Annotated in this window: 9 protein-coding genes; 1 reads left to right on the top strand and 8 read right to left on the bottom strand. The window is 51.7% G+C overall.

Annotated elements, in window-relative coordinates; genetic code table 11:
• Window positions 1–17: 17 nt before the first annotated feature.
• The 8 genes from SH527x_RS10160 to SH527x_RS10125 all read right to left on the bottom strand — a co-directional run bounded on the left by SH527x_RS10160 (window position 18) and on the right by SH527x_RS10125 (window position 12,818).
• Window positions 18–287 (bottom strand): hypothetical protein, encoded by a 270-nt coding sequence (locus tag SH527x_RS10160; protein WP_437194548.1) that lies wholly within the window; start codon window positions 285–287, stop codon window positions 18–20.
• 249 nt (window positions 288–536) lie between these two features.
• Window positions 537–980, bottom strand: a complete 444-nt coding sequence (locus SH527x_RS10155) for a hypothetical protein (protein ID WP_437194547.1) — start codon at window positions 978–980, stop codon at window positions 537–539.
• A 237-nt stretch (window positions 981–1,217) separates the two neighbouring features.
• Window positions 1,218–4,022: a c-type cytochrome domain-containing protein gene (locus SH527x_RS10150; RefSeq protein ID WP_437194546.1), complete on the bottom strand. Its 2,805-nt coding sequence runs from the start codon at window positions 4,020–4,022 to the stop codon at window positions 1,218–1,220.
• A 181-nt stretch (window positions 4,023–4,203) separates the two neighbouring features.
• Window positions 4,204–6,456 (bottom strand): serine protease, encoded by a 2,253-nt coding sequence (locus tag SH527x_RS10145; protein ID WP_437194545.1) that lies wholly within the window; start codon window positions 6,454–6,456, stop codon window positions 4,204–4,206.
• Between the two features lie 299 nt (window positions 6,457–6,755).
• Window positions 6,756–8,981, bottom strand: coding sequence for a DUF1549 and DUF1553 domain-containing protein (locus SH527x_RS10140; RefSeq protein WP_437194544.1), 2,226 nt, complete (start codon window positions 8,979–8,981; stop codon window positions 6,756–6,758).
• A complete protein-coding gene (locus SH527x_RS10135; protein ID WP_437194543.1) occupies window positions 8,978–10,399 on the bottom strand; it encodes a DUF1501 domain-containing protein in 1,422 nt (473 codons plus the stop codon). Before SH527x_RS10135 ends, SH527x_RS10140 begins: the two co-directional genes overlap by 4 nt.
• Window positions 10,400–10,895: 496 nt before the next feature.
• A complete protein-coding gene (locus tag SH527x_RS10130; RefSeq protein WP_437194542.1) occupies window positions 10,896–12,335 on the bottom strand; it encodes an acyltransferase family protein in 1,440 nt (479 codons plus the stop codon).
• Window positions 12,336–12,389: 54 nt separating this feature from the next.
• Window positions 12,390–12,818 carry a DUF5658 family protein gene (locus SH527x_RS10125; RefSeq protein WP_437194541.1) on the bottom strand — a complete coding sequence of 143 codons (429 nt, stop codon included), beginning with the start codon at window positions 12,816–12,818 and terminating at the stop codon, window positions 12,390–12,392.
• 441 nt (window positions 12,819–13,259) lie between these two features.
• Between SH527x_RS10125 and rpmF the strand changes: the two genes are divergently transcribed.
• A complete protein-coding gene (gene rpmF / locus SH527x_RS10120) occupies window positions 13,260–13,439 on the top strand; it encodes a 50S ribosomal protein L32 (protein WP_437194540.1) in 180 nt (59 codons plus the stop codon).
• Window positions 13,440–13,441 lie beyond the last annotated feature (2 nt).

Raw genomic sequence — 13,441 nt, 5'->3', positions numbered from 1 at the left:
CCACAGAGCCTGCGAACTCACTCCACGCTGGCCTGAGTTGTCGACCAGACTGGGCGTGACTCCAGGAGACGCTGGTAATAGTCTCTTGCTGACAACAACGATTGCAGATTGGCGGCACGGTCGGTGGACTGTCCTGCCCCCCCGTTCACTGCATACTTCAATGCGGCCAGCTTTCCATCGCGAACCAGATTCATCAGATCGAGGTCGATTTGCGCGAGAATTCCACGAATCTGCTCCGGACTGATTTCCTGCCCTTCGACTCCGGCCAGACTTGTTAAGTCGGTCATGTTATTCATCCCGATAGTTTGATGATTCGCGCACAGTGTGGTAACGCATCTGTGTGTGACGCTTACTGAAAGTTCATCAGGGCAGGTGCAAGACAGCGGCTTCTTCTCGTTCTCGGATTTGAGTGAAGGCCAGCAGGCGAAGTTGTGCCTCGTAACAGAGGCTCTGGAATCGCTCTTCATCCAGATGCAGGCGTTCACATACTCGCAGAATCTGGTAGTCCAGTGAACGTGGGGAGCCGAGCGCCGTCTCTAACCGGAAACGTGTTCCCGGCTCTGCGAAAAAGAACTTTGAGCAACCATCAAATGGTCATCCACGAGATTGCTCAAACGACAGATTTCTCGGCAAAGCAAGATCAGATCACCAGCGGCAAAGCCAGCCTGTTCCATCTCCAGAAACACGCCATCGGCATACTGCCACCACTCTTCAATACCTGCAGGATCAACGGGGATCGAAGTTTCGAAACTCACATCCGGATCAGCTTGCAACGCCTCCACGACAGAAAGGACGGCAACCACACGATGATAGCGATCAACTTCTTTCAAATACTCTGAATTTCTGGTGTCGGAGATCGTCAGCACCTGTCCCTGACCATCCCGCATCGGCTTCCCATTTGAATCACGGGAGACCTTGACTGGTGGAAATGGAGCAACAATTCCCCGGTCCCGAAGTCGTTGGTGAAAGCTCAATGGCAAGGGCGTCAATCGCAGAGTCAGATGAGATGTCTCACCTCGACGAAGTTGATATGTCGAGGAAAAACGATGACTGAGTGTTTGCCCGGCGATTTTCATAGACGCTCTGCAATTCAGAAAGGGATGAGCATTGGCTTCATCCCTTCTGTCGCAGTTGCGCAAGAGCAAGAGAATTCAGAGTCAAAGCAGGATGTCGGGAATGAAACTCCTTCCCGACATCCACTCTTGTTCGGCAAACGGCTAGTTCGAAAACGTTGCCAGCTCTTTGCCATCAGCTGCGTTCCAGACACGCAGCACGCCATCTTCGCCACCTGCAACGATGATTGTACCGTCAGACGTACAGGCAACAGCATGCATGAAGTTAGGGAGATTCCCGATCGTGCGGACCTGACCACCCTGATCATTGACGACGCGAATCTGTTTGTCGCCAGCGGCTGTCACAACGTTGATCGATGCCCCCATGAACTTGGCGGCAGTCACTTCTTTCGTCCACCCAGCAATCTTTCGAACTCGTTCGCCAATCTGCATATCCCAGATCAGAACAGCTTCATCTGCACCGGAACTGGCAAGGATTCTGCCGTCTGCGCGAAACGAAACTCCCATTGCGTGGTGGGTGTGTCCTTCAAACAGATTGATCTGCTTTCCGCTGGCGATGTCAGACACTTTGACCAGCTTGTCTGTACTTCCGGACGCCAGCAACTTTCCGTCAGGTGAGAAGTCCAGACAGATCACTGTGTCAGCGTGTCGATCTTTCCATTCCGTAATCAGATTTCCGGATTCAATATCCCAAATGCTAATTTCACCAGATCGAGATGGCTCACCGCCTCCCACTGCCAGTGATTTTCCGTCTGGGCTGAACCGCAGTGAATTGACTTGATCTGCAAAAATTGTCGAGTTCTCGTCTCCCAAAGTCCGTTCCAGAATCCATCTGGCCTTTGTCTCCTGCAATGACGCTGTACCGTCAGGCAGAGACGTGATGAACTGGCCAGGGGCGATCGAGACAATCGATGCTCGAAGGCATTCCTTTGTGCCGTCGACAGTCAGGATTGGTGTCGCGGAGGCCACAGCCCAGATTCGTTCTTCACCGTTATTGAAAATGGCCGACACGGTCTGGGAATCGACCGAGATCGCGACAGCAACAGGATGCATTTTTCGTTCTGAAATTGTCTTCTGCTTTGCGGCGAGGTCTGCCTTCGCTTTATCGAGACCCGTTTGAGCCGTCGTTGTGGCGGTGTTAGCAGCGTTGAGCAACTCGACATTCTTGGCCTGTGCTGCAGTGGCGATCTCGACTTCATTTGTCGCGTCGTTGACGTGAGTTTCTGAAGTACGCAGATCCTTGAGTGCAGTCGATTCGCCTGTTGCTGCTTTGGTCAATGCGTCTTCCGCAGCTTTGAGTTGCTTTTCAAGTTCTGCGTCTTTTTGACCCTCTGGAAGTGCTGCAATCTTTGCCTTCAAATCATCGACAGGCTTTTGGGCAGCGGTCTTCGCTGCATCTGCCGTGGTATGTGCTTTTTTACGCTCAGGCAGGACCTTGTTGACTGTTTCGATCGTCTCTTTGGACTTCTTGACAACCTCATCCAAAGATTTGTTTGCCGCAGTCAGTCTGGCGACTTCCTTCTTCTGGTAATCAAGCTCAAGTGTCAACGTCGCAACCTGCCAGTTGATCTCGGCGACCTCCCGAACGCTCTTGGCATCGCCTTTCAGTTCGGAAGTTTGTTTACCTGCCTTCAAATCCCAAATCCGAACGGCACCATCCACGCAACCAGCGATAAGCGTTGCCCCGTCTTTGGTGATTGCAAACGTAGTGACGGCCGGAATCTTATGTGACTGAATCAGTTGGCCCTTGGAGAGATCCCAAATATGAAATTGAGAATCGTCGGTCGCTGCAATCACCCGAGTTGGATTGATCGCAGAAATGACAGCAGTGACCTTGGAGGTCGCACCTTTGAGTTCCACTGGTACGCCGGCTTCAGGCTGTCCCTCAGGAAGCTGCCAGACTCGAATGATTTTGTCTTCGCCTGCAGCGACAATGGCTTTACTGTCCGCCCCCCAGGCGATCGCCTGAATTGGAGAAGGTGAAGTGATGCCAAGGACACGTTCGCCCGTTTCCAGATTCCAGAAACCAATCACATTGTCAGGGGCACCCAGTGCAACAATTTTGGAATCCGGTGAAACGGCAAGAGTCGTCGCCTGAACAGCACCAGCAGAAATCTTCCTGACAACGGATCCTGACTGAAGATCAACCAGATGGAGGTCACCTTTGCTGTCGACGTTGATCTGGAATTGACCATTCGGAGTGAGAGTCGTTGCAACAAGATCTGCAAGTTGTGGGGTCTTAAAAGTAACGAGGTCAGACTGCTGCTGCTTCCAGATCTTCACTTCACGGAAACTACCCGATGCCAGGCGCTTGCCATCAGGGCTGAATGCAAGTGATTGCACAAAACCAATATGAGTCCGTCCACCTGGAGGCGAATTCGGTCTGCTTTCGAGTGCCTTGTCTGCGAGGATGGATTCGAATTGTCGCGTCGCCAGATCGTAGATCGCAACCTGATTAGTACGTCCTGTTGCGGCCCATCGTCCATCCGCAGTGACTTCCACACTGTAAATGGGATGAACGCCGGCTGGGATTGGGCGCCAGTTGAGTTTCTGCATCTGTTGGACAGAATCCTTGGCACCAAGGTCAATCCAGCTGGCAAGGATCTTGAGTTCGGCAGGTGTCAGGTCAACAGCGCCGACTTTATTGTTCTTAGGGGGCATCACAGAGTCCCCTTCATGTGTCGAAGCCAGATAGATCAGGCTCTCTAAGGCCTTGCCCGGCACGACTCCTGCCCCAGAGTCTCCACCAGTTCTGATGCTCTCAGGGCTCTCCAGGTTCAAGCTGGATTCGGCGGTCTTTTTATTATGGCACGAGATGCAGTTCGCTTTCAGGATCGGATAGACATCCTTGTAAAAGTCGATTTCTGCATTCGCTGATTCGACTCCGATGGCCAACAGCGCGGTCAGTGCCACGCAACAGCGAACCAGAGATACTCGCAATTGACTCATTGGCGTCATTGAATCCACATTTCAAAAATATGCGGCAAGTTCATGTGTGGAGAGGAGAGAAGGACCACACTTCGGATACTTGTCGGGGAGGGCAGTGCTGTAGACATAATGAAAGGAGGACTACTCGTAGTTTAGCTGGACCAAATACGAATAGCCCTCCTCAACTTGTTCAACTGAAGATCTATTTCTTTTCAGCAGCTGTAACCTGCAGGCGAATCGGCTCTGTGACCACGATATCAACGATATCGCTTGGAGCAGCGGCACTGGTGGCCGCCTTCAGTCGAGCTTCGATCCCTGTCTTTGCTGCTTCGGCCTTCTTCTGTGCTTCTGCTGCAACTTTAGCCTGTTCGTCAAGAGCGGCCTTGTCGTCACCAGTTGCAGCTTTGGCAGCTTCCGTCGCCATCTGAGAAGCAGCGGTAACCTTGGTCAATTCCTCGGTTGCCACTCGGAGTTCCTCTGTTGCTGCATCGACTGCAGCCACGTTATAGCGATACTTTGTGACTGCTCCACCGTAGAGAGCAAACACATGATCGCCGACCGGGAGCTTCAGGTCCGCCAAGTCCAACTCGACGTCGAGTGTCTCACTATTCAATGGGACATTGATCGTCTTGACTTTTTCGAAACCAGAACCGGTAGGCTTCAAAGTCACGGCACCTGAATATTCCCCTCGCCAGGTGAGCTTGAGTGGAATTTTGACCTTGCTGTTTTCAGCAACGACCAACACTTCAGGATTCGCTGGGACGATCGTCAATGGAGTTGCTTCGTCACCAGAGACTGAGACCGCGACGTCTGCAATCAAACGTGGATTTGGGATTTCCTGATTTGAATCGCGTACCGGCCATGCCATTGAGGCCAGACGGCAATCGCGAACTGCTGGTTTCCCATCAATGGTCGACTTGGCAACGATCTTGGCGATGCTGTGTGCAGATTTCGCACCTGAAGCGGCCGTGATGATCAACGTTCCTGAACTCTTGTTAGCCGGGATCTTGAACCCTTGCGCTGTGACTCCTTCAGGCAGGTTCTCAACACTGACTTCAATTTCGCCGTTGAATCCGTCTTTGCGAACTGCAACGACTTCGAAGATCATTGTTGCACCATTTCGCAAAGCAATTGGTTTCGAAAGTGCTGCGCGATCTCCGTTACGCAAAGTCATGTGGAGAGCCCATGCAGCCAGCGCAAAGTCTGGCTCGGCCTTCCGCACCATCAGGCGATAAGTACATCGTGGATCGTTTCGTGTTCCGCCAAACAGGTCACGAACCTGAAGACGATAAGTACCATCTTCCTTGACTTCGAACTTGCCGACGGCGTCCGCTGTTCCAACATCATAAGGAGATCCGTCGTACGAATATCCGTTTGACGACAACTTCACTGGGCTTGGTAAATCGTTCAACTCAAGAACATCGACAGCGTTCTCGACATCACCCTTCTTCACGACCTGCTGGATGTTCACGAACGGATTTGTTGGAAGCTTTGTTCGCTCAGAAATAACGTCGATCCACCATACTTCGCCCTTTTTCGCATCAAACTCATAGGTGTCAACGTCTGCGGCCGGGAAGAACGATCCAGCGACATCGAACGGCAAAGAAACTTTCTGAGCATCCTTAGAACGATTGTTCGGCTCTGCTTCCTTAATTGCGACTGCACTAGCAGATGAGGCTGGAATGGAGATGGCATTGACAGGTTCTGTAGCTGGCTGGCGAGCAGCTGCAATTCCTTCTGGCAGTGTTTGAAGGGCGAGTCGGTAGAATGATTCACCGCCCCCCTGGAATGTCAGTCCGTGTACCTTAACGACATAGGTTCCATCTGCTGGAACGGTGAAATCAATGAACCCCCCGCGACGATCAACTGAGAGATCTCGACCTTTCTCGTCAGCCACAATCAACACTGGCTTCAGCTTTGAATCGATCCCTGTTGCGACGCATTCAACTGTGACCCGGCTTCCTTTGGTCGAGTTGAAGGTGTAATGGTCGATTGCTTTGGCTGTTGTGAATGCATTGCAGATCGAGTTAGGCTCAATTTGCAGTGCTGTCTGCAATGTGGTGTTCGGCTTCTCACGGGTGACTTCCGGAAGCACTCCAACCGAAAAGGCGCGAGATGATGACACGCCGAGTCGGGTCAGAACGCGTGCTTCATAAACTCCCGGAGGAGCATCGGCCGCGATTGTGACCTGATACTTATTCAGCTCTGGAGTGCCATCAGCCTTGAGTTGTGCGACGGACGTGATTCGAGGATCTGAAAAGATCAACTCAGCCTTCGTGTCGACACTTTCACTGGTGATGGTCACTGGAAACGTTGTTCCAGCCTGTCCACCCATTGGCATCGTCGTCAGAATTCGAGGCGCCGGAAGAATCACCGACTGTGCATTTGATATTGAATTCGTTCCAACCATCAAAGCGATGGCCAGAACCGACATTGGGATTCTGTAAGACGTCATGTCATGACCTTTTAAGAGAACCGACGACTGGGTAAGTAAGCCAGTGACGAAGGAAATAGCAGGCTGATGAAATCAGAGCCATTCCACATGATGGCATGCAGTCAGATATCTTCGTTGTGAGACTAAGAAACAACCGTCTCCGTCGCCTGAAAAACCTTGATCAATCTCCAGTGTGATTGGAACTGACTGGCAGGGGCTTCTTGCTTGATTAAGAGATTCCGCTGATCGGAATGTTTGTTCGCGAGCAGCGGATCCCTCTCTGAGATGGCATTCTTAAGTCTGAAACAGTCAGGCTGAACTTAGTGGTTAAAAAGAAACTCTTTGGTGTTCAAAAGAGCCCAAATCAAGTCTTCGTAACCTTGTTGTAAAGATACCTTCGGGGCAAGCGGCTCTCCCTTGTCGTTGACGCGAGCTTTGGCAAGGTACGATTCCGCAATTTGAATTTCTTCACCCCGGGGAGCTCGGGCGAATGTGATGAGATACAACTCGCGAATATTCTGCTCAACCGGCTTGTCGTTATTGGCCAGACGGAAGGCTGTTCCCTGACTCACAGTGAGTTTCTGCTTGATCTCCCCACTGTTCATGAGGTGCAGGCTTTGAGACAGGCTTGAACTTTCAACGCGTTCGCATTCACAAACACTTGCTCCATCAGGGCGTCCAAAGACGGCGAGGAAGTAAGAAGATTTGTTGTAGCTATTGTCTGGAAGTGAGATTGCCTTGGTTCCACGAGGAAGGTCAGGGAAATCAGTAACTGCACCAGTCACCTGATCAATCGAATCCAGAAGCACTTCGGCCTGAAGATGTTTGGGGTAAAAGCGTGAATAGTTCTGTTGGTCAACGATATTGTACTCGTTCGGTGTTGCACTGAGCTGGTACACCTGAGACTGAGTAATGACACGAATGATCTGTTTCAGATCGTATCCACTTTCGATGAAATGCTTCGCCAGCGCGTCAAGCAGTTCTGGATTCGAAGGTGGGTTTGTATCCCGAATATCGTCTTCAGGTTCAATCAGCCCGCGCTTGTAAAAGTGTTTCCAATAGCGGTTGACCAATGCCTTCGCGAAGAAGGGATTATCAGGCTGTCCCATCCAGTTGGCGAGAAACAATCGAGGGTCTTCGTCTGGAAGAATCTCAAACGGAGGATCGCCTAGAGCAGCTGGAGTCAAAGGTTGACGAGTCTTTTTGTTCTCGGCTTTTGCAATACCGCGCTTATGGAAGATGATGTCTTCACCAGGCGTGGAAGTCGCCTTGCGGCCAATCTGGGAGAAGAATGCAGAAAGACTGTAATAGTCATTCTGGCTCCATCGCTCAAATGGATGGTGGTGGCACTGTGCACATTGCATACGAACACCGAGGAAGAGCTGAGCAACGTCTTCCAGCTGAGCCTCAGGTTCTTTTACTCGCTTGTACCATGCAACAGCCGGATTTCCGACGACATCTCCAGTTGCGCCGAGTAGTTCAAGCACAAGCTGGTTGAAAGGCTTGTTTTCCAGAAGGCTGTCGCGAATCCATGAATGGAATGCGAAATTAGCCGTCTTGTCACTGGTTGCGTCGCGACGATTTTTCAGCAGCGCTGACCATTTGTTCGCAAAGTAGTCTGCATATCCCGGGCTGCTTAGCAGAGACTCGATAAGAGCGTGACGCTTGTCCGGGTTGGTATCAGCAAGGAACGCTTCTGTCTCTTCGATCGTTGGCTGATGACCAGCGATATCGATGGAGACTCGACGGAGAAATGTCGCGTCGTCGCAGATTTCCGATGGAGGAATCCCGAGTTGCTTCAAATTCTTGAATACGAGCTCGTCAATGAAATTCTTTGGTTCTGGAAGTTTGTCGACTGGAGCGCCAAGTGGAATGCTCGCAGTAAATACTGACACGACTCCCTGGTAGCGAACCATGATTACGACGTTGCCGGGAATATCAGAGATTGTGACCAATCCCTCTTCGCTGACTTCCGCCATACTCTTGTTGTTCGGTTCGAACAACGCGAGATGAGTGACATCGCGCTGGGTGCCATTCGTGAAGTGAGCTAGGACCTTGAGCTGCTCCTTCTCGTGTGGCTTCATCACCTTCAACGAAGGCTGTACTTCGATGGACTTAAGCTTTGGGTCGGCGTCAGTGTCGTAGTACATCCCCTGTGAAATCCATTGAACAATTGTCTGATAGTTCAATGAATCGACTTCCATCCGTTTACCGCCAGTATGCGGGACAACGTTGGTCGCCTTCGTCAACAACAAGCTATGTTCTGGAGCAAGCGGAGAAATTCTTCTTCCGCGTGATTCTTTGACAATATGTTCGTAATCCTCTGCTGGTTCAAATCCCAACAGAGAAAGACGGAATCCATTTTGTCCAACTATCGCCTTGGCATGGCATGGGCCTGCATTGCAGCCAGCCTTGGTCAGGATTGGAGAGATATCGTTGATGAAAGTCAGTTTATTCGCGTCATCAGCTGCCTGCGCCACCAGTGACATAAACTGTAAGGCGCAAACTCCGATCGCAAACACGGACAGTTGCCAGCATTTGGTCATGTGGTCACCTGTGGTGCGAGTTCTGGAATCGGCTTACCGTTATCAACGATCGGAGTTGGGCGACCATTGAGGTCGTCAATCATGATATTGCCAGAATCAATTCCGAGGTGACGGTACAGAGTGGCGAGGAAGTCCCCTGGTCCACATGCTCGTTCGACAACATCTTCACCACGACGATCGGTCGCTCCGATGACCTGTCCTGGACGAATTCCGCCCCCGGCCCAAATGTTGGTAAATGCTCGTGGCCAGTGATCTCGACCTGGCTGCATTGTTCCCGTTGGTGCACTGGCATTGCCAGCACCGGTGCTGCGATCATAGTTGATTTTCGGAGTTCGGCCGAACTCACTCGTGATACAGACGAGAACACGTTTATCGAGTCCGCGTGAATACAGGTCTTCAATCAAGGCTGTGCATGCCTGATCGTAAGCATCTGCACGGAATCGCATCGCGTCAAAGACGTGATGGTTGACTGCGTGGTCGTCCCAGTTCTGAACCCGGCCGCAGAGTGGCCCGCTCAACTGGCTTGTGACAATTTCGACACCAGATTCAACCAGACGTCGGGCGAGAAGCAACTGCTGTCCCCAGCGGTTGCGACCGTAACGGTCTCGTGTTGCAGCATCTTCTTTTGACAGGTCGAAGGCATCACGAGTCTTGGGATTCGTGAGGAGTGTCATTGCCTGATCTTCGAACTCATCAAGAGCATTCAACTCGCGTTCGCGGTCGAAGCTTCGTTCGAGAAGGTCCAGGTTTTGGCGGAGTGCGACTCGATCGCTGAGTCGAGCCGCTTCCTTGGCGTTTGAAAGTCCAACGTTTGGAACTTCGAAGTTTGGAAGATTCGGGTCACCGGTCACAGAGAATGGATGGTAGGCATTCCCGAGGTAAGCAGGACCGTTGTATTCCCTTGGCGGGTTCACCCCGATGTAGTTCGGCAATGGGTTGCTTCGTCGGCCATCCTGAGCTCGCAGATATGCGGCAACCGACATCCAGTCCGGGAATCGTGGTTTAGGTTTATCACGAGTGTCCGGGTCACCAGAAAGAAGCTGCATCGAACCGGCAGGGTGACCGCCAGCTGACTGCTTCATTGAACGCAACACGGTGAATTTGTCGGCGATTGCAGCGTGCCGTGGCAGCAGTTCCGTGAACATCGTTCCGGGAACCGCTGTTGAAATCGTCTTGAACGGACCACGGTATTCACTGCCGCTATCTGGCTTCGGGTCAAAGGTGTCCAGGTGTGAAAGTCCGCCAGGCAGCCAGACCAGAATGACAGCGGTCTTCTCTTTGTTGGAAGTGATTCCAGATTCAGCTCGCAGGCGAAGAAGACCGGGCCAGCTCAAACCGGCAAACCCGGTAAGCCCGATATTCATAAACTCGCGACGGCTAAGTGGACCAGGACAGCGGCGAGAGGAAGGTGACGTCATGACGGGTCTGCCTGTTCTGCTGCAAGGAAGGCGTAGAGGGTACGCACTTGCAAAATGGTGTGTCAGTGAGACTGTTTTGGCCGAGGCAACTGGATTGGATCCGTTTGGGGATCGGCAATTGAACGAACTTCATTGACTCCGCTGGTGGAATTGGCTGCTCTTCCAACCAATTCGTAACTCTTTGGCAAGAGTAAATCCTGAAAAGTTGATACGAGATTACCTGAGGTTGAAACGTATCAAATCAAATCATACCGATCGACTGGCCCAGAGCCAGCGTTTGTTCGTGTCAATATTTGCAAGCGAAGTATAGCCTGAATGCACAGGTCATCGGTTTTGATTGCGTGTTTGGGGAATTGGTTAGGTTCTTGCATTTCTTTGAAGGTGAATGACTATTTGATTTCATGGCGACGTAACTGACTCCTTGCTAGTTGGTTGTGAAATTTGGATTCAATTGTGCTGTTGGACTCGGCTGTGTATTCGAGTCGTGGTAAATGGGTCACACGCGAATGAAAATCCGTTGTCGGTAGAGCCAGTAACACAATAACCAGATCGCAATGATTGCACTGGTTGCGCTGATTACGGGTTGAAAAGCGGTGTGTAAATATGCTCCGGCTTCCGCTGGAGGAACAGTGCTCCCCTGCAGAAGCTGGAATGTGTTGGCAATCCAGCCGAGAATTCCGTCGATGGCCCAGCCAAAGTGGCGGGTGACATTCTGGGCGAGCCATTTCGTAATGAGTTCGCCCATGAAGTACACCAGCAATGAATTGGTGCCGACGACGACGAGCGGGAATGCAAGCCTCTTGAATGGCAGGATGTCAAACAGCAGGTAAAACATTGCAAGCATGCCAACGACAAAGCCCCCGCTAAACAGGACCCAACTTGGGGTCCAGATTTTCTTAACGATCGGGCAGCATGTCGCTCCCAGGAAAATTCCCAATCCCCAACATCCCACGGCAATCAGGACGAGTGTCCAGAATTTTCTTTTTGGGAGCCATGAGGAAAGTAAAAGCTCGCCGCAAAGGAGTCCCAGGATCATCGTGGCCATGGCCGGAACAAAATTTAAGGTCTGGTAGCCGCCACCATTGAATTTAAATTCGCCAGCGTCGCTGGAACGTGGGAATTGGTTAAGGAACCAGACGTCAAAGGCGTGGAATGCATTGAGATTCTTGGACCACTGTCTGTATGGCGGGGCGTAGATCTCGCCTTTCTCATAGCGGGCGTTGACATCTTTCGGGGAAGCGTCTGCTGGTGGCACATAGGTGTGAATTCCAATCCATGTTCCAACAAGGATTGTGACCATTGCTGCAATCTGAATCCAAAGTTTGCGCCCGACCAGCAGGGTCACCCAGAAGTAGCCCAGCCCGATCTGAGCCAGAACATTGGGGAAGATCCAGTTGGTTGTCTTGTTCGAGAGTGAGTAGAGAAAGACTCCCATCAGAACGAGTGTGATCGATCGTGCGAGAGCATGAAGCCCACGTTTCAGTTTGTGGTGCCCAAAGCTTTCTCGCCGCGACATGGAAAACGGGAGGGAGACTCCAACCATGAACATGAATGCAGGCTGAATCAGATCCCAAAATGAAACACCAACGTGAAGCCAGGGGGAACCAATGGAGGGGTCTCTGGTACCGGGGACGAAGCTGGATTGCCAGTCTGGGTGGTTGAAGTGAAACGCGACCCATTGCAGCGTGGGGCGGTCGAGGATCTGCCAGACTGCATTGTCAGCCGGGGTTCGTGCGAGGGCTGCGATTCCAAAACCATGCGCGGCCAGGAGCAGCATGATGAATCCGCGGAACGCATCCAGTGAAAGGAGGCGTCCAACCGGCTTCTTTGGTGTCTCGGGGGCTTTGCTGTCGTCGGCAGGTGCAGCTTCTTCAGGAGTGGTTGCCGGAGGGGCGTTTTCAAGGATCTGGTAAGTTTTTGCCTCTCGGTTGGCCATTTTGGGTTCCCTGATCCGCTTGGAATCGTGCGTGAGTTGTTGGGGAATGACAGCTTAGAAAAGGTCCAGGGGGTTGGTTGCAGGGGCTGGGCCATGGGCGAGATACAGTCGCAAACCGTGAATGACCACGTAGCCGGCAGCCACGGTACCTCCGATAAGCAGTAACCGTGCGGTGCGTGGGCGGTAAGGGTAAACGATTTGGGAAATCAGGCACACAATCGTGACCAGTGCAAGTTTGTAGAGGAGCATTCCTTTGGTGACGCCCCACCCTTCCAGGAACCAGTTCGCGAGGGGATTGCTTTCGCGGAATCCACCTGACATCAGCAGCCAGTAAGTCACAAAGAAATCAAGGATACTGACCAGAATGAAGATTGTGGTCTCTGTTTCGAGGGGTAACTGACGCCGGGCAATATGGTGAAACCAACTGGTTTGCACCTTTGCGGTTTGTTTTCCTGTTTCTGGTGGATGCTTTGCGTCGCGCATGGTTTTTGAGGCAACGTCAATCGTCTTGCGGGAGATTCAGGCTGGCGACACCGTTGAAGTGTCGCACGTCGAGAAGTTCAAATAATCTGAGGAAAAGGCAATTAAGTTGCTGGTTGAAGACACTTCGTGGACTTTCGATACACTCTATCGTCTTCAGGGGCCAGATTCCTATAAGTGAGCGTTGATTTTGTGGGTCAGGTTGGAAATACGTCAAAGTTGTCGAAAAAACAGCGTGTTCCGGCGAATAACGCACTCTGAATGTCGTTACAGCATATGTAGTTTTCTCAATACAGGCAGTCTGATGGGCAATCACGGCTCCTGATCCTTGACATAACTTTTGACCCTGACATACGATTCCCGATCATTCCTTGCCCGGGGTCTAGCTTCCGGGTTTGGTTGTTCGTCCCGTTTGAAATTAACTTGTGGAAAGGGTGCGGCATCATGGCTGTCCCCAAGAGACGTCAGTCCAAATCACGATCCCGCAAGCGAAACAGCCATAACGCTGTTAAGCCAATGAAGTTGCAATATTGCACACAGTGTGGAACAGCTGTTCCTTCACATGTGGTTTGCCCAAATTGCGGTTCCTATCAGGGCCGTCCCATGGTCGCCACTGAGGAATAGTC

This window comes from Planctomicrobium limosum, from assembly GCF_051465645.1.
Taxonomy (GTDB): Bacteria; Planctomycetota; Planctomycetia; order Planctomycetales; family Planctomycetaceae; genus Planctomicrobium.
This window is presented reverse-complemented; position numbering and strand designations above follow the sequence as displayed.